At 72.2% G+C, this 16,742-nt stretch carries 17 protein-coding genes and 1 pseudogene; 13 read left to right on the forward strand and 5 right to left on the reverse strand.

Annotation, left to right across the window (positions count from 1 at the left end; genetic code table 11):
- The first annotated feature begins 52 nt into the window (after window positions 1–52).
- From ctaD to BUE41_RS06380, 4 genes are read left to right on the forward strand one after another with little or no spacing between them, the layout of a single operon-like run.
- Window positions 53–1,810 (forward strand): aa3-type cytochrome oxidase subunit I, encoded by a 1,758-nt coding sequence (gene ctaD / locus BUE41_RS06365; protein WP_073455891.1) that lies wholly within the window; start codon window positions 53–55, stop codon window positions 1,808–1,810.
- Window positions 1,811–1,815: 5 nt separating this feature from the next.
- Entirely contained in the window at window positions 1,816–3,057 is a 1,242-nt protein-coding gene (serB, locus tag BUE41_RS06370) for a phosphoserine phosphatase SerB (RefSeq protein WP_073455892.1), read from the forward strand.
- A gap of 5 nt (window positions 3,058–3,062) precedes the next feature.
- Window positions 3,063–3,749 carry an aminoacyl-tRNA hydrolase gene (locus BUE41_RS06375; protein ID WP_073455893.1) on the forward strand — a complete coding sequence of 229 codons (687 nt, stop codon included), beginning with the start codon at window positions 3,063–3,065 and terminating at the stop codon, window positions 3,747–3,749.
- A gap of 19 nt (window positions 3,750–3,768) precedes the next feature.
- Window positions 3,769–5,901, forward strand: coding sequence for an SEC-C domain-containing protein (locus BUE41_RS06380; RefSeq protein WP_073455894.1), 2,133 nt, complete (start codon window positions 3,769–3,771; stop codon window positions 5,899–5,901).
- A gap of 640 nt (window positions 5,902–6,541) precedes the next feature.
- On the opposite strand, the gene BUE41_RS06385 is transcribed toward BUE41_RS06380, so the two are convergent.
- On the reverse strand, window positions 6,542–8,596 hold the full coding sequence (locus tag BUE41_RS06385; protein ID WP_073455895.1) for an ATP-dependent DNA helicase: 2,055 nt from the start codon (window positions 8,594–8,596) through the stop codon (window positions 6,542–6,544).
- 87 nt (window positions 8,597–8,683) lie between these two features.
- Between BUE41_RS06385 and BUE41_RS06390 the strand changes: the two genes are divergently transcribed.
- Entirely contained in the window at window positions 8,684–9,568 is an 885-nt protein-coding gene (locus tag BUE41_RS06390; protein ID WP_159444867.1) for a thioesterase family protein, read from the forward strand.
- Window positions 9,569–9,577: 9 nt separating this feature from the next.
- On the opposite strand, the gene BUE41_RS06395 is transcribed toward BUE41_RS06390, so the two are convergent.
- Window positions 9,578–10,126, reverse strand: a complete 549-nt coding sequence (locus BUE41_RS06395; RefSeq protein ID WP_073455897.1) for an isochorismatase family protein — start codon at window positions 10,124–10,126, stop codon at window positions 9,578–9,580.
- A 2-nt stretch (window positions 10,127–10,128) separates the two neighbouring features.
- A complete protein-coding gene (locus BUE41_RS06400; RefSeq protein ID WP_073455898.1) occupies window positions 10,129–11,430 on the reverse strand; it encodes a nicotinate phosphoribosyltransferase in 1,302 nt (433 codons plus the stop codon).
- A 56-nt stretch (window positions 11,431–11,486) separates the two neighbouring features.
- Here BUE41_RS06400 and clpS point away from each other — a divergent pair, with 56 nt between their 5' ends.
- Together clpS and BUE41_RS06410 are read left to right on the forward strand one after the other, a co-directional pair.
- Entirely contained in the window at window positions 11,487–11,783 is a 297-nt protein-coding gene (clpS, locus tag BUE41_RS06405) for an ATP-dependent Clp protease adapter ClpS (protein ID WP_073455899.1), read from the forward strand.
- Between the two features lie 7 nt (window positions 11,784–11,790).
- Window positions 11,791–12,351, forward strand: a complete 561-nt coding sequence (locus BUE41_RS06410) for a DUF2017 domain-containing protein (protein WP_073455900.1) — start codon at window positions 11,791–11,793, stop codon at window positions 12,349–12,351.
- 42 nt (window positions 12,352–12,393) lie between these two features.
- Here the strand turns inward: BUE41_RS06410 and BUE41_RS06415 are convergent, their stop codons facing one another.
- Window positions 12,394–13,155 (reverse strand): alpha/beta fold hydrolase, encoded by a 762-nt coding sequence (locus tag BUE41_RS06415; protein ID WP_073455901.1) that lies wholly within the window; start codon window positions 13,153–13,155, stop codon window positions 12,394–12,396.
- Window positions 13,156–13,232: 77 nt separating this feature from the next.
- Here BUE41_RS06415 and BUE41_RS31190 point away from each other — a divergent pair.
- From BUE41_RS31190 to BUE41_RS06445, 6 genes and pseudogenes are all read left to right on the forward strand, one after another.
- Window positions 13,233–13,565, forward strand: a pseudogene (locus BUE41_RS31190) (ACT domain-containing protein); the annotation flags it as partial.
- Complete coding sequence (locus BUE41_RS06425) at window positions 13,563–14,015, forward strand: GNAT family N-acetyltransferase (protein ID WP_073455964.1); 453 nt, start codon at window positions 13,563–13,565, stop codon at window positions 14,013–14,015. The pseudogene BUE41_RS31190 and the gene BUE41_RS06425, both read left to right, overlap by 3 nt.
- Window positions 14,016–14,076: 61 nt before the next feature.
- Window positions 14,077–14,613, forward strand: a complete 537-nt coding sequence (locus BUE41_RS06430; RefSeq protein ID WP_073455902.1) for a M67 family metallopeptidase — start codon at window positions 14,077–14,079, stop codon at window positions 14,611–14,613.
- A gap of 59 nt (window positions 14,614–14,672) precedes the next feature.
- Window positions 14,673–14,942, forward strand: a complete 270-nt coding sequence (locus tag BUE41_RS06435) for a MoaD/ThiS family protein (protein ID WP_073455903.1) — start codon at window positions 14,673–14,675, stop codon at window positions 14,940–14,942.
- Between the two features lie 6 nt (window positions 14,943–14,948).
- Complete coding sequence (locus tag BUE41_RS06440) at window positions 14,949–15,896, forward strand: PLP-dependent cysteine synthase family protein (protein ID WP_073455904.1); 948 nt, start codon at window positions 14,949–14,951, stop codon at window positions 15,894–15,896.
- Between the two features lie 60 nt (window positions 15,897–15,956).
- Window positions 15,957–16,580 (forward strand): rhomboid family intramembrane serine protease, encoded by a 624-nt coding sequence (locus tag BUE41_RS06445; RefSeq protein ID WP_073455905.1) that lies wholly within the window; start codon window positions 15,957–15,959, stop codon window positions 16,578–16,580.
- 28 nt (window positions 16,581–16,608) lie between these two features.
- On the opposite strand, the gene BUE41_RS32840 is transcribed toward BUE41_RS06445, so the two are convergent.
- Complete coding sequence (locus BUE41_RS32840; RefSeq protein ID WP_084754869.1) at window positions 16,609–16,722, reverse strand: integrase core domain-containing protein; 114 nt, start codon at window positions 16,720–16,722, stop codon at window positions 16,609–16,611.
- Between the last annotated feature and the right edge of the window lie 20 nt (window positions 16,723–16,742).

Here is a 16,742-nt window from a genome sequence, read left to right on the forward strand (position 1 = left end):
AACGGGTAGAGCTACGATCCACGCAGCCCCGTGGACGTTGGAGGATGGACCAGTGACAGACGTCGCCCCCCAGCCGATCGCGACGCGGCCGTACCCGGCTCGGCGCTCGGCCAAGGGCTCTGTGTTCCTCAAGATGCTGCGGACGACGGACCCGAAGGACATCGCGATCCTGTACATGGTCACGTCGTTCGGGTTCTTCCTCGCCGGCGGGGCCATGGCCCTGCTCATCCGCGGTGAGCTGGCGGTGCCGGGCATCCAGTTCCTCTCGCCCGAGCAGTACAACCAGCTCTTCACGATGCACGGCACGATCATGCTGCTGCTGTACGCGACGCCGATCGTGTTCGGCTTCGCGAACTACATCGTGCCGCTGCAGATCGGTGCGCCGGACGTGGCGTTCCCGCGTCTGAACGCGTTCTCGTACTGGCTGTTCCTGTTCGGCGGCCTGACCGTGATGGCGGGTTTCCTGACGCCGGGCGGCGCCGCCGACTTCGGGTGGTTCGCCTACACCCCGCTGTCGGACGCGATCCACTCGCCGGGCGCCGGCGCCGACCTGTGGATCGCCGGCCTGGTGGTCGCCGGTCTGGGCACGATCCTGGGTGGCGTCAACTTCATCACCACGATCGTCTGCATGCGCGCACCCGGCATGACGATGTTCCGGATGCCGATCTTCACCTGGAACATCTTCATCACGTCGATCCTGGTGCTGATCGCGTTCCCGCCGCTGACCGCGGCCCTGCTCGGCCTGCTGGCCGACCGGCAGCTGGGCACGCACGTGTTCGATCCCGCCAACGGCGGCGTCATCCTGTGGCAGCACCTGTTCTGGTTCTTCGGCCACCCGGAGGTCTACATCGTCGCGCTGCCGTTCTTCGGCATCGTGTCCGAGATCTTCCCGGTGTTCAGCCGTAAGCCGATCTTCGGTTACAAGACCCTCGTCTACGCGACGATCTCGATCGCCGCGCTGTCGATCGCGGTCTGGGCGCACCACATGTACGCCACCGGCGCGGTGCTGCTGGCGTTCTTCTCCTTCACGACGTTCCTCATCGCGATCCCGACGGGCATCAAGTTCGTCAACTGGATCGGCACCATGTGGAAGGGGAAGATCACCTTCGAGACGCCGATGGTGTTCTCGATCGGCTTCCTCGCGACCTTCCTGCTCGGCGGCCTCACCGGCGTCCTGCTGGCCAGCCCGCCGCTGGACTTCCACGTCTCCGACACCTACTTCGTCGTCGCGCACTTCCACTACGTGCTGTTCGGCACGATCGTGTTCGCGACCTACGCCGGCATCTACTTCTGGTTCCCGAAGATGACCGGCCGGATGCTCGACGAGACGCTGGGCAAGGTGCACTTCTGGCTCACGTTCGTGGGCTTCCACATGACCTTCCTCGTCCAGCACTGGCTGGGCAACGAGGGCGCGCCGCGCCGCTACGTCGACTACCTGCCGATCGACGGCTTCCAGACGCTGAACCTGATCTCCTCGATCGGTGCGTTCGTGCTCGGCGCCTCCACGCTGCCGTTCATCTGGAACGTCTTCCGCAGCTACCGCTACGGCAAGGTCGTGACGGTCGACGACCCGTGGGGCTTCGGCAACTCGCTGGAGTGGGCCACGTCCTGCCCGCCGCCGCGGCACAACTTCACCGAGCTGCCGCGGATCCGCTCGGAGCGCCCGGCGTTCGAGCTGCACTACCCGCACCTCGTGGAGAAGTTCCGGGCCGAGGCGCACCTCGGGCACAGGGCCGACCCGGGTGAGCTCGTGACGCAGAAGGCGGTCGGGCCGGAGTCCCAGCCCGACAGCGACCCGAAGTCTCGCTGAGGCCGGTGGCCACCCCCCAGAGCACGAGTGTTCTCGTCACGGTCACCGGGCCGGACCGGCCGGGGGTCAGCTCGGTCCTCTTCGCCGCGCTGACCCGCCACGGGGTCGAGCTGCTCGACGTGGAGCAGGTCGTCATCCGCGGCCGGCTCACGCTCGGCGCGCTGGTCTCCACGCAGCACGATCCCGAGGCGCTGCAGGAGGCCGTCGAGCAGGCGATGGCCTCGATCGGCATGCACGCCGAGACGTCGGTCTACACCGAGGGTGAGGACGACCGGCGTTACCCGACGCACGTCGTCGTGGTCACCGGGCGGCCGATCACGGCGCGGGCGTTCGGTGCGATCGCGCAGGCGCTGGCCGACGTCGGGGCGAACATCGACTCGATCCGCCGGGTGGCGGACTACCCGGTCACGGGTCTGGAGCTGATGGTCTCTCCGGACCCGGGCCGGGGGAGCGAGCACCATCCGCCGGGCACGCTGCGCAAGCGGCTGGTCGACGTCGCCCGCACCGCCGGCGTGGACGTCGCGGTGGAGCGGGCCGGCCTCTCCCGGCGCAGCAAGCGGCTGATCGTCTTCGACGTGGACTCGACCCTGATCCAGGGCGAGGTCATCGAGATGCTGGCCGAGTACGCCGGGGCCGAGGCCGAGGTCGCCGCGATCACCGAGGCGGCGATGCGCGGGGAGCTGGACTTCACCGAGTCGCTGCACCGCCGGGTCGAGACGCTGGCCGGACTGCCGGCCTCCGTGCTGGACGAGGTCGCAGCGCGGATCGAGCTGACCCCCGGAGCCCGCACGACGATCCGCACCCTCAAGCGGCTCGGGTTCCGCATCGGCGTCGTGTCCGGTGGGTTCACCGCGGTGATCCGCAGGCTCGTCGACGAGCTCGGTCTGGACTTCATGGCCGCCAACGAGCTGGAGATCGTCGACGGCCGGCTGACCGGCCGCGTCGTCGGGGAGATCGTCGACCGGCCGGGCAAAGCGGCCGCGCTGCGCCGGTTCGCGGAGTCGTTCGACATCCCGTTGGAGCAGTGCGTCGCGGTCGGCGACGGCGCCAACGACATCGACATGATCTCCAGCGCCGGCCTGGGCATCGCGTTCAACGCGCGGCCCGCGCTGCGCGAGGTGGCCGACACCGCGCTGTCGCACCCGTACCTCGACGTGGTGCTGTTCGTGCTGGGCATCACCCGGGACGAGGTGGAGCGGGCCGACGCGGCGGACGGTGTGCTGCGACGGGTCCCGATCCCCGACTGAGCGCGATGACGATCCTGGAGCCCATCGCCCGGCGCTACCTCGGCGGCGCGCGCAGCATCGAGCCGGATCCGGACGGGATCGTGCGTGCGATGCCGATCGTCCTGCGCCTGGAGCGGCCGCCCGCGGCGCGCACCCCGGTGCTGGAGGCTGCGGCGGGGGCGGCGCTCGCGCTGTGCCTCGATCCGCGGGCCGAGCCGGGCGGCGAGTGGTACGACGCTGTCAGGACGTGGGTGGACGCCCGGATCCGCAAGATCGCCCGGCGGGCCCGCGGCGCTCACTGGGCGGCTGTGGAGCAGCTGCCCGGGGTCACCGTGACCGTCGGCGACGCGCAGGCCCGCGCGCTCGTTCCCGGCCCCGTCGACGAGGTGCCGCGCGAGGTGGCGCGGCTGCAGATCGGCGGCACCGACCTGCCGCCCGACGACCCGGGCCCGCCCCCGCCCGGGGTGCCGGTGATCTGGATCAACGCCGCGCTGGGGATGACGACGGGCAAGGCAGCGGCGCAGGTCGGGCACGCGGCGATGCTGTACGCGGCGGCCCGCGGGATCACCGAGCTGCCGCGGTTCGCGGTGCGCGACGCCGACCCGGACCACTGGGCGCACCTGGTGGCGCAGGAGTCGTCGGTGCGCGTGCGCGACGGCGGCTTCACCGAGGTGGCGCCGGGCACTGTGACCTGCCTCGCCGTCGATCCCTGAGGACCAATAGGGTCCCCGCGTGACGTCCTCCGTCCCGCCCGATCTCGACGAGCGCTTCCGATTCCTCTTCGGACGCGACCTCACGCCCGACGAGCGCGCCGACCCGAGCGGGTGGGACGACCTGATGATCGCCGATCGACCGGGTGCCGTGCGTTCCCCGTTGGACCGGGTTCTGCGGTTCGGCGTGCTGGCGCGCATCCTCAGCGGCCGGACGGACACCTGGGAGCGGGCCCGGGCTGCCCTCGCGTCCGGCAGGGACCGGCACGAGGTCATGGACGAGTTCGTCGCCGAGGCCGAGTCGCTGCTGGAGGAGGCCTACGACGTCGGCGCGGACGTGGTGCGCGACCAGGTCGTCGTGCTCGACGAGGAGTACCTGAAGTCGGAGCTGCTGGAGCGGCTGGAGCTGGCCGGGGACGACCCGCTCGCGGAGGCCGTGCTGGACGAAGTCGTCGAGGGCCTGCTGCTCGACCCGGAGGTCGGCGCCGCGGTGACACCCGGCGAGCAGATCGTGCACGCCCCGACACTGTTGGACGGGCAGGTGCTCACCCACCGCCCGACCGAGGAGGAGCTGGCCGGGGGGAAGCTCGCCATCGAGCCCGACCTGTCCGCCTTCGGTCTGCTCACCGGGCTGAGCACCGACGCGGGGCTGATCACCGAGGAGATCGGCCCCGACGGGGAACAGACGTGGTCCTTCCCACCCGGCTGGCTGCCGCGGCCCGCCGAGGGGGAGGTGCTCACCCTGCGGGTGGAGGGCGATCGGCTCGTCGTCGGGACCGCGGCCCTGGACGAGCCGACGCCGGAATCGGTCCTCCGGCTCCTCCGCCAGATCTACGACGAGCAGATCACCGGTCCCCTGCCGCAGACCGCGGACAGGCTGCAGCTCGGAATGCTCGCCGAGGACGCGGACGCGTTCAGCGATCCCGTCGCGCCGTTCTCGGAGCTGGCCGCCGCGGCCGGGTTGATGCAGCGCGGCCGCGAGTTCGGCCACGACGAGGAGGCCTGGCGCGAGGCCGAGCGGATCGTCCGGCGCGAGCGGCTGGCCCAGCAGCTCGACGACCGCCACGTCGAGCTCGCCGAGGCTGCGCTGGACCTCGTGGCCGCCGGAGCGCCGACCGACCACGACCTGCGCACCGTGCTCGATCTCGTCGTGGACGCCGAGGTGCTCTTCACCGTCGTCTCGGAGCTGACGCACTCCGACGGCGACGCGGAGAAGGCCGCCGCGGCCGTCGTGCTGGGGGATCGGCTGGTGAGCGCGGCCGGCAGCTCGGACCGCGCGGCCACCGCGCACATGTTCGCGTCGCTCGCGGCCGAGCGGGCCGGCCGGCTCGACGACGCCGAGTCCCACCTGCGCGCGGCCGCCGCTGCCGCCGAGTGGTGGATCGTCGACGACCGACTCGGCTGGTACGCGTCGGACCGCGGCCGGGCCGCCGAGGCGCTCGGGCACCTGCGCGACTCAGGGCTCGCCGAGGACCACCCGTTGATCACGACGTTGCTGCCGTACGCGGTGCCGGTGGCGGTACCTGGCCGCAACGAGCCGTGCTGGTGCGGGTCGGGACGCAAGTACAAGCAGTGCCACCGCGACCAGCCGCCGCTCGCGCCGCTCCCCGCGCGGGTGCCGTGGCTGGAGGCCAAGCTGCAGATGTACGTCGACCGGCGCAGCGGCGCCGCGGATCTCCTCATCGACGCGCTCGCCGATCTGCTCACCGGGGACGATCCCGATCCCGACGCCGCTTACGACGACCCGCTGCTCAGCGACGTCGTGCTCGTGGAGGGCGGGTGGCTCGCCCGGTTCGTGGCCGAGCGCGGTCCCCTCCTGCCTGCCGACGAGCGGGAACTGGTGGCCGAATGGGCCTCGGTGCCCCGGCGCGTGTACGAGGTCGTCGGCATCGGCTACGGCAGCGGCGTCAGGCTCCGGGAGCTCGGCGGGAACGGCGATGAGATCACCGTCGCCGACGAGGAGGTGGCCAGGGACGCGAAGGCGGGCGAGCTGATCTGCGCCCGCGTCGTCGCCGACGGGGCCGGCGGGCACAGGTTCTCCGGCGTCGTCACGGCCGTGCCGCGGGGGCGGGAGGACGAGCTGCGCGCGGTGCTGACCGAGGGCGACCCGTTCGGCGTGCTGGACTGGCTCGCCGAGGCCGAGTCGCTGGGCTGAGCGCGAGTCCCGCGTTCCGCCCCCGCGAGTCGCGCGAACGGTCCCGCGAGTCGCGCACGCGGTCGGGCGAGTCCCGCGTCCGGACCGGTGAGTTCCGCGTTCGGTGTCGCGAGTCGCGCGCTCGGCCCGGGCGAGTTGTGCATCCCGTCGTGCGAGTCCCGCGAACGGTCCGGCGAGTCACGCACTCGGCCTGGCGAGGCGCGCGTCCGTGCCGGTGAGATCCGCGTACGGTCGGGCACAGGCGGCCTCGCGAGTCCGGACCGCTGTGGGGCCGGACCAAGGCGGGGAAGCCCGGACAACGAGCACCGCGAGTCCGGAGCTCGGGGTGGCCGGTACGGAGCGCCGGCCCGGGTGCACCGGGTCCCCGGCCTCTGACGTCGGGGACCCGGCGCGCGGGTGGCGCTCCGCACCCGGCCGACGCGACGCGCAACTCGCCGGACCGTCTGCGCAACTCGCGGGGCGGGGGACTCGCCGTACGGCGCGCAGGACCCGCCGGGCCGGTTGCACGACTCGCTGCCCGACACGCGCGACTCGCCCGACCGCGCGCGACTCGCCGGGCAGAACGCGAGACTCGCGGGATGAGATGCGCGACGCGCCGGCTCGGGGCGTACGGCTGTCCTCGGCGACCGGGAGGACCGGCTCAGGCCCCGCGCAGACGTCGCAGGGCGCCGAGGACGACCTCGCGGTCCTCCGTCGGCCAGAACGGCGGCAGCGACGCCCGCAGGAACGAGCCGTAGCGAGCCGTAGCCAGCCGCGGGTCGAGGATCGCCACCACACCGCGGTCGTCGGTGCCGCGCAGCAGCCGGCCGGCGCCCTGCGCGAGCAGCAGGGCCGCGTGGGTGGCCGAGACGGTGAGGAAGCCGTTGCCGCCGCGGGCGTCGGCGGCCTTCTGCCGGGCCGTGATCAGCGGGTCGTCGGGCCGCGGGAACGGGATCCGGTCGATGATCACCAACGACAGCGACGGGCCGGGCACGTCGACGCCCTGCCACAGCGACAGCGTGCCGAACAGGCTGGTCGCCTCGTCCTCGGCGAAGCGCTTGACCAGCAGCATCGTGGAGTCGTCGCCCTGGCACAGCAGGGGAGTGGACAGCCGGCCGCGCAGCGCCTCCGTGGCCTGCTTCGCGGCTCGCATCGACGAGAACAGCCCCAGCGTGCGCCCGCCCGCCGCCTCCACCAGCGCGGCGATCTCGTCCAGGTAGGCGGGTGGCAGCCCGTCGCGGCCCGGCGGCGGCAGCCGCCGGGCGACGTAGAGGATGCCGCTCTTGGCGTGCGCGAACGGTGATCCGACGTCGAGGCCGGTCCAGCGCGGCGCATCCGGGTCGGGCACGGGATCGGTCTCCCCGGACGTCTGCGGATCCGCCTTCCCCGATGCAGCCTTCTCCGGCGGCAACCCCCACTGCCGCGCCAGCGCGTCGAAGGTGCCGCCGAGGGTGAGCGTCGCCGAGGTCAGCACCACGGTGGCCCGACCGAACAGCCGCTCCCGCAGCAACCCGCCCACCCACAGCGGCGCGACGTGGAGCACCTTGTGCCGCGACGACTCCGGCCCCTGCTCGGCCAGCCAGACGACGTCGCGCCGCTTCGCCGGATCCGGCTCCTCGAACGCGCCCAGCAGCCGCGTGGTGGTCTCGGTGATCTCGTCCAGCGCCGCCTGGGCGAGCTTGCGCCCGACGGCGGCGTCGGGGTCCTCGCGCCGCTCGCCGCCCATCGCGCTCTTCGCCTCGGCGGCCGCGTTGGCCAGCATCGTGAGCGCGCCCGCTGCGGCCTGCGGCATCGACTCCCACCGGGCGGGCGGCAGGTCGTCCAGCACCGCGCCCAGGCCGTCGCCCGCTTCGGCCAGTCGGTCGGCCACCGCCTGGTCGACCAGCTTCCCCAGCCGCCGCGCCGCGACCGCGACCGCGCCCGCCGACAGCTCCGCGGTGGCCACCCCGGTGACCCGGTCGACCAGCTCGTGCGCCTCGTCGATGACGACGACGTCGTGGTCGGGCAGCACCTGGCGCCCCTCCATCGCGTCGATGGCCAGCAGCGCGTGGTTGGTGACGACGATGTCGGCGCGACCGGCCTCGTGCCGCGCCCGCTCGGCGAAGCACTCGTCGCCGACGGGGCACTTGGCCGCTCCTAGGCACTCCCGGGCGCTCACCGACACCTGTCGCCACACGTTGTCCGGCACGCCGGGCACCAGCTCGTCGCGATCGCCGGTCTCGGTGTCGTCGGCCCAGTCGTGGATCCGCTTGATCGCCCGCCCCATCGCCGAGACCTGGAACGGGTCGAACAGCTCGTCCTCGGGATCGACGCCGTCCTCGGGGCCGTGCAGCTTGTTCAGGCACAGGTAGTTGCGCCTGCCCTTGAGGATCGCGAACGTCGGTGCGCGGCCCAGCAGCGGCTTGAGCGCCTTCGCCACGCGCGGCAGATCGCGGTCGACGAGCTGACGCTGCAGCGCGATGGTGGCGGTGGAGATCACCACCGTGGTGTCCTTGGCGATCGCGTGCCGGATCGCGGGCACCAGGTACGCGAGCGACTTGCCGGTGCCGGTGCCGGCCTGCACGGCCAGGTGCTCCCCGGTGACGAGCGCACGGCGCACGGCGTCGGCCATGCGGTCCTGGCCCTCGCGGCGTGTGCCGCCGACGGCCTTGACGGCAGCCTCCAGCAGCTCGGCGACACCGGGCAGGTCGCGGGTGGAGACGGGGGCTGCGGCCACCTCGCGAGGCTACCGGGAGTGCCCGACACCGCAGGGCCCGTCACCCTGACCCGCCCGTGACCTGCACAACAGACCACAATGGGTGAAGTGACGACTCCGCGTACCGCTGTTGCTCGCCACCTCCCGGTGCCGGCCGACTTCCCCGTCCTCATCGACGAGACCCCGCGCTACAGCGATCTGGACACCAGCCGGCGCATCGGCCGGGACGCGCTGGTGCGGTGGTTCGAGGACGCCCGGGTCGCCGTCGAGTACCAGTCCTTCGGCGCCGACATCACCTCGCGAGAGCGCAGCCAGATCCGGCTGTTCCTCGCCTCGGTGCAGGTCGACGTGCTCGCGCCGCTGACGGTGGCGGGGACCTACCGCGTCGGTGTCGGCATCACCCGGATGGGCACCTCGTCGGTCACCTACTCGTACGCGGTGTTCAACGGCGCGGAGTGCGTGGCGGTCGGGTCGTCCGTCAGCGTGCACGTCGGTGAGGACGGCGCCGCGCCGCTGCCCGAGTCGCTGCGCAACGCCCTCGCCTCCCTGCAGATGCCCGGCGAGGCTGAACCGATCCAGCCGCTGCGGGAGACCGCGACGCTGGTGCGGGAGCACTACCCGTTCCGCCTGGACGTGCGGACCCGCTTCACCGACGTCGACACCAACCGGCACGTCAACAACGTCGCGCTCGCCCGTTGGTACCTCGACGGCCTCGCCGAGCTGCACCTCGACGTGCTCGGCTACCCGACCGGCGGCCCGCTCGACGGGCTCGAGCCCAGCTCGCTGCGCGTCGACTACCTGTCCGAGGTGCACTACCCGGGCATCTACCAGCTGCGGGTCGGCGTCGTCTCGATCGACGACCACACCGTCCGCTACCAGTGCGGGCTGTTCGACGGGCCGCGCTGCGTCGGGCTCGCCGACGCCACCGGGGCGCACCGCGCGCAGGGCGTCGGGCTGGCCGACAGCCTCGCGCCCTGGGCGATGCGCGGCTGAACCGGCGGATCAGACGACCTCGATCCCGGCGGCGCGCATCTCCGAGATCGCGCGCTCCGTGGAAGCGGGGGCGACCCCGGCGCACAGCGGCAGCAGCACCCGCACCTTCAGACCCGCGGCTGCCGCGTCGAGCGCGGTGGCCCGCACGCAGTGGTCGGTGGCGATGCCGACCACGTCCACCTCGGTGACGCCGCGCTCGGCCAGCCAGTCGCGCAGGCTCTTCCCGCCGGGCTCGCAGCCCTCGAACCCGGAGTACGCGGCCGAGTAGGCGCCCTTGTCGAACACGGCCTCGATCGGTGCGACGTCCAGGTCGGGGTGGAACGCCGCGCCGGGCGTGCCCGCGCGGCAGTGCGGCGGCCACGTGTCGATGTAGTCGGGTGCGTCGGAGAAGTGCGTGCCCGGGTCGACGTGGTGGTCACGGGTGGCGACGACGTGGTCGTACGCGGTGGCGCGCACGTGCGCGGAGATGTCGGCGGCTACCCTGGCCCCGCCCGCGACGGCGAGCGAGCCGCCTTCGCAGAAGTCGTTCTGCACGTCGACGATGATGAGCGAAGACATCGTCAGAACCCTTCGAACACGGTGGGGATCGCGGGCTCACCCCGCGACAGCTTCAATCCTTCCCACGGCACGGTCACCAGTGCGCGCTTGAGGTGCTCGCGCGACTCCTCCAGCGTGGGCAGGTCCGGCACCGGTTCGCCACCGCGGATCAGCGGCACCTGCATGAGCCGATCGTGCTCACCCACCGGGATCGGGTTGCGGGCCGGGAAGACGACCTCCTCCGTGGCGGTCCCCGTCGGCTTGTACCGGCGCAGCACCCCCTTCCGCCCGCCGCGGGACTCCTTCGACGCGCTGCGCTTGGCCACCGGGCGCCCGTCGACCTCGACGAGCTTGTAGACCATCCCCGCGGTCGGCGCGCCCGACCCGGTGACGACCGAGGTGCCGACCCCGTACGAGTCGACGGGCTCGGCGCGCAGGGCGGCGATCGCGTACTCGTCGAGGTCGCCGGAGACCACGATCCGGGTGTTCGTCGCGCCCAGCTTGTCCAGCTGCTCGCGGGCCTGGCGGGCCAGCACGCCGAGATCGCCGGAGTCGATCCGCACCGCGCCCAGCTCCGTCCCGGCCGCCTCGACGGCGAGCTCGATGCCGCGGCGGATGTCGTAGGTGTCGACGAGCAGCGTGGTCTTGGTGCCCAGTGCGGCCACCTGTGATCGGAAGGCCGACAGCTCGTCGTCGTGCAGCAGGACCCACGCGTGCGCCGCGGTGCCCGCCGTGGGGATGCCGTGGCGGCGCTGCGCCTCCAGGTTCGACGTCGAGGCGAACCCGGCCAGGTAGGCCGCGCGGGCGGCCGCGACCGCCGCCGCCTCGTGGGTGCGCCGCGAGCCCATCTCGATGATCGGGCGCCCGGCCGCTGCGGTGACCATCCGCGCCGCCGCCGACGCCACCGCCGAGTCGTGGTTGAGGATCGACAGCACCAGCGTCTCCAGGATCACCGTGTCGGCGAACGTCCCGCAGACGGTCAGGATCGGCGAGCCGGGGAAGTACAGCTCGCCCTCGGGGTACCCGTCGATGTCGCCGGAGAAGCGGTAATCGGCCAGCCGGTCGAGCGTGGCGCGGTCGACGACGTCGGAGAGCAGGTCCAGCTCCTGCTCGCCGAACCGGAACCGCGTGATCGACTCGATGAGCCGACCGGTGCCGGCCACGACCCCGTACCGGCGTCCGTCCGGCAGCCTGCGGGCGAACACCTCGAACACGCACTCGCGCTGCGCCGTGCCGTCGGCGAAGGCAGCCGCCAGCATCGTCAGCTCGTACCGGTCGGTGAGCAGCGCGGTGCTCACCCCGGCCGAGGAGGGGCTACCGGTCATGCGGCCAAGCGTATGGTGCCCTGCGGACCGGGGTGTCGAGGTGTCACCATAGGGACATGGCCGGCCCGCTATCCGCTCCCACGAAAGAGGTCGACCCGGTCGTCGAGGATGGCACCAACCCGGATCTGCCGTGGCAGGCCATCGTCTGGAACGACCCGGTCAACCTGATGTCGTACGTGACCTACGTCCTGCAGAAGATCTTCGGCTACCCGGAGCCCAAGGCGACCGCGCTGATGCTCGACGTCCACCACAAGGGCAAGGCCGCTGTCGCCTCCGGCGACAAGGACAAGATCGAGGCCGACGTGGCGAAGCTGCACGCCGCCGGGCTCTGGGCCACCATGCAGAGGGCGTGACCGCCCGGTGAAGGGCTGGAAGAAGACCGGCCGCGGCGACCGCCAGATGATCGTCGGCGACTTCGACCCGCAGGAGGCCGCCGTGCTGCGCGGCCTCCTGCGGGAGGTCCGGCAGATGCTTGAGGGACGCGCCGCCGAGGCGCCCGACGACGAGCTGGCGGAGATCACCGGCATCCGCCTCGGACCGACGAAGCGCCCGGCCGACCGGATCGTCGCCCGGCTCCTGCCCGACTTCACCTTCGAGGACCCCGACCTCGCCGCCGGGCTGCGCTCGCTGCACGAGCCGCAGCTGATCGCGGCGAAGCTCGAGGTCAACCAGCACATGCTGGACACGCTGCCGCCCGACGGCGGGCGGGTCGAGCTGCGCCCGGAGGCGGCCGACGAGTGGCTCACCGGGCTCAACGACATCCGCCTCGCCCTCGGCACGGCGCTCGACGTCAGCGAGGACATGCCCGACGAGCTGCCCCCGGACGATCCCCGGGCCGAGCACATGGGCGTGTACCAGTGGCTGACGTTCGTCCAGGACTCGCTGGTCCACGCCCGGATGGCGGTGCGCGAGAAGCGCTGATGCGGGGCCGTCACCCGGCCTGGAAGTGCAGGATCTCGGCGTTCACCTCGTCCTCGTGCGCGACGTGGCGCCCGTGCGGCGCGCCGTCGTTGGGATCAGCCGCGCACCGAGCGACCAGATCCGCCGTCGGGCGGCGGTGATCGTGTGCGGGGCGGACTCGTCGGCGCTGCCGTGCATCAGCATGACCGGCACGTCGAGGCCCCTTGAGGTCGGCGGACAGGGATCTGCACCGGGGATCTGCACCGGCGATCTGCATCGCGAGCAGCACCTCGAGGATCTGCCGGACCGTGTCCGCGACCAGGGCGGCGGACACCCAGGACCCGCTGCCGCCGGTGGCGAAGTAGCCCGGCGCGGCGTCGTGGAACCACTGCGGGCGGTCGGTGCGCAGCAGCGCGAACCAGTTCTCCGCTCCGGCCTGGTGGGGGTCATGGCGCCGAGGAACACCACCCGCGAGACCCGCGCCGAACCGTGCCGGACGAGGTAGCGGGTGACCTCGCAGGTGCCCGTGCTGTGCGCCACGATCGCGGCGTCGCGCAGGTCGAGCGCCTCGATCAGCCCGGCGAGATCGCCGGCGGGGGTGTCGAGGTGGTAGGTGGTGGCGAGGTCCCCGCCGGGCACCTCGGAACGACCGTGCCCGCGCCGGTCGAGCGCGATGCAGCGGTACCCGGCGGTCAGCAGCGCCTGCGCCCGGTACTCCCACATGCTCGACGAGAGCGACCAGGCGTGCACCAGCACCACGGGAGCGCCGCTGCCGAAGTCGGGGTAGTGCAGTGCGGTTCCGTCCGCGGCGATGGGCGTGGGCATGCCCGAAGCGTCGGCCCGCGGCGGTGGGGCCGGGAATTGCGCGCGAGCTCGACCCGGCGACCGCATACGGTGGTCGGGTGCGTGATCTCCAGCCCTGCCTGCACGACGGAGTCCACGTCTTCGCCACCGTGCCGCCCGGGACCACCGTCGATGCACCCGTGATCGCCTCGGTCGAGGAGGCCGAGGGCCGCACGGTCGTCCTGCGGGAGGAGGACGCGCGCCGGCTGGGGCTCGCCGCGCAGTACCCGTCGGCGCGGATCACCCTGCAGGCGACCACCGCGCTCACCGACGTCGGGATCCTCGCGCGGGTGACCACTGCGCTGGCCAGGGCGGGCATCAGCGTCAACCCGGTCGCCGGCGTGCACCACGACCACCTCTTCGTGCCGCACGCGCAGGCCGGGGACGCGATGCGGGTGCTCACGGCGCTCTCCCGCCGCTACCTCGTCCGGCACGGCGACTACGAGGTCGACGACGATCCGGGCCGCGTCGACCACGACGTGGTGTGGGACTTCCTGTCCACCGAGGCGTACTGGGGACGCACCCGGACCCGGGCCGACGTCGAGGCCCAGCTGCGTGGTGCGTGGCGGGTCGTCGGCGCCTACCGCCGCGACACGGGAGCGATGGTCGGGTTCGCCCGCGCCGTCGGGGACGGGGTCAACTTCGCCTACCTCGCCGACGTGTTCGTGCTCCCCTCCGCGCGGGGCGCCGGGCTGGGGAAGGCGCTGGTCGCCGGGATCCTCGACGGGTCACCGGTGCACATGCGCTGGACGCTGTTCACCGACGACGCGCACGGGCTCTACCGCCGGTTCGGGTTCGTCGAACCCGACCACACGGCCATGGTGCGGCCCCCGCACAGCTGATCCGATGTGAGACGGCCCGCCGGAATGTCCGTACAGGCCGTGCACCACGTAGGCTGGTGTCGTGCTGCGGATCCGAGCCGATCTCGTCGACGAGATCGTCGCGCACGCCCGTCGGGAGCACCCGAACGAGGCGTGCGGAATCATCGCGGGCCCGGAGGGCAGCGACCGTCCCGAACGGTTCCTGCCGATGCGCAACGCGGCGGCCGACCCCGACTACCCCGGCCTGCCCAACACGCGGATCGATCCCGAGACCGGTGAGAAGATCGAAGAACTGCGCTTCGGCGACACCTTCTTCATCTTCGACTCCAAGGAGTGGCTGGCGGTGCACCGGGAGATGACCGCGCGCGAGGAGGAGCCCGTGGTCATCTACCACTCGCACACCCAGCCGTACAGCGAGGCCTATCCCTCGGCGATCGACGTGGAGAGCGCGCTGGAGCCGAACGCGCACTACGTCATCATCGGGACGAAGGACCCGGTCCGCCACGAACTGCGGTCGTACCGCATCCTCGACGGCGTCGTGACCGAGGAAGAGATCGACGTCGTGGAGAGTTACATGTTCGCCCACACCGGAGCGGACGACGTCCCCGATCGGGACTGACCTCCGCGTCGCCCGCTTCGATCCGTCCTCTTCCGATCCGTCACCTTGGGAGCACCGGCATGGCCACCGTCTCGATCCCCACGATCCTGCGCACCCACACGGGGGGTGCGAAGACCGTGGAGGCGAAGGGCAGCACCGTCGCGGAGATCATCGCCGACCTGGACGCCAACCACTCCGGGATCGCCGATCGTCTGGTCAAGGACGGCAAGCTGCACCGCTTCGTGAACATCTACGTCGACGACGAGGACGTCCGGTTCGCCGGCGGCCTGGACGCGCCGGTGAAGGAGACGTCCACCGTGACGATCCTCCCGGCGGTCGCCGGGGGCTGACCCCGAGTGCGGTACGACTCGCTGCTCCAGGCGGTCGGTGACACGCCGCTGGTGGGTCTGCCGAACCTGAGCCCGGCACCGGACGTGCGGCTGTGGGCCAAGCTGGAGGACCGCAACCCCACCGGCTCCATCAAGGACCGGCCCGCGCTGGCCATGATCGAGCAGGCGGAGGCCGAGGGCCGGCTCCGGCCCGGCTGCACCGTGCTCGAGCCCACGTCCGGCAACACCGGCATCTCGCTGGCGATGGCCTGCAAGCTCAAGGGCTACGAGCTCATCTGCGTGATGCCGGAGAACACCTCGCAGGAGCGCCGGCAGCTGCTGGAGATGTACGGCGCGCAGATCGTCTCCTCGCCGGCTGCCGGTGGGTCCAACCAGGCGGTGGCGGTGGCGAAGAAGCTGGCGGCCGAGCACCCGGACTGGGTGATGCTCTACCAGTACGGCAACCCGGCCAACGCCGACGCGCACTACCGCACGACCGGCCCGGAGATCCTGCGCGACTGCCCGGAGATCACCCACTTCGTCGCCGGCCTGGGCACCACCGGCACGCTCGTGGGCACCGGCCGCTACCTGCGTGAGCACAAGCCCGACGTGCAGATCATCGCCGCTGAGCCGCGCTACGGCGACCTCGTGTACGGGCTGCGCAACCTCGACGAGGGGTTCGTGCCCGAGCTGTACGATCCCGACGTGCTCACCGGGCGGTACTCGGTGGGCTCGGCCGACGCGCTGCGCCGCACCCGGGAGCTGGTGGAGAAGGAGGGCATCTTCGCCGGCATCTCCACCGGCGGGATCCTGCACGCCGCGCTGGCCGTGGCGGAGAAGGCGGCCGGGGCGGGGGAGCGGGCCGACATCGTGCTGATCGTCGCCGATGCCGGGTGGAAGTACCTGTCCACGGGGGCCTACAGCGGCACGCTGGAAGAAGCGGCGGAGCGGCTCGAAGGCCACTTGTGGGCTTGAGCTGGCGAGCCCGGATCTCGGGCCCGCCACGTGCTCCGCTCTTCTGGCAGTCTGGACTCCATGACCGCACCCGTGCCCGTCGCGCCGCGCCGGATCAACCGGGTGCTGCCGGCGCACCCCGTCTCGGCAGCGCTGACCATGCTGGTGTTCACCGCCGTGCTGTACGTCGTCGAGGTCCTCGACATCGCCAGCGGCAGCCGGCTCCAGCTGGAGGGCGGCATCATCGCCCGGCACGTCGACGGGCTCGACGGGATCCTGTTCTCCCCGCTCCTGCACGACGACTGGGCGCACCTGTGGGCGAACACGGTGCCGTTCTTCGTCTTCGGTTTCCTCGTCATGGCGGGCGGCATCGCGCAGTTCTTGATGGTCACCGCGACCATCTGGCTGCTCGGCGGGGCCGTGCTGTGGCTCCTGGGGCCGGATGACGCCTACACGGTCGGCGCCTCCGGGATCATCTTCGGCTGGCTGGCGTTCCTGCTGGTGCGGGGCTTCTTCGCGCGCAGCGTCAAGCAGATCCTGCTGGCCGTGGTGCTGTTCATGATCTGGGGCGGGGTGCTGTGGGGCGTGCTCCCCACCGACTCGCACATCTCCTGGCAGGGGCACCTCTTCGGCGCGCTGGCGGGCGTGCTGGCCGCGTGGCTGGTGGCCCGCGCGGACCGGGAGCCGCGGCCCGTCCGGGTCTAGATGTACTGACCCGGGAGGTTGTTGACAGTTAGGCGGCGAGTCGGGTGGCTGGGGGTCGGCCACCGAGAGCGGAGTGGGCGCGTCGAGTGTTGTAGCGATCGACCCAGGTGTCGAGGGCGGTGTGTCGTTCGTGGTTGGACAGCCAGGGTTGGGCGTAAGCGA

The organism is Pseudonocardia thermophila (assembly GCF_900142365.1).
GTDB lineage: Bacteria > Actinomycetota > Actinomycetes > Mycobacteriales > Pseudonocardiaceae > Pseudonocardia > Pseudonocardia thermophila.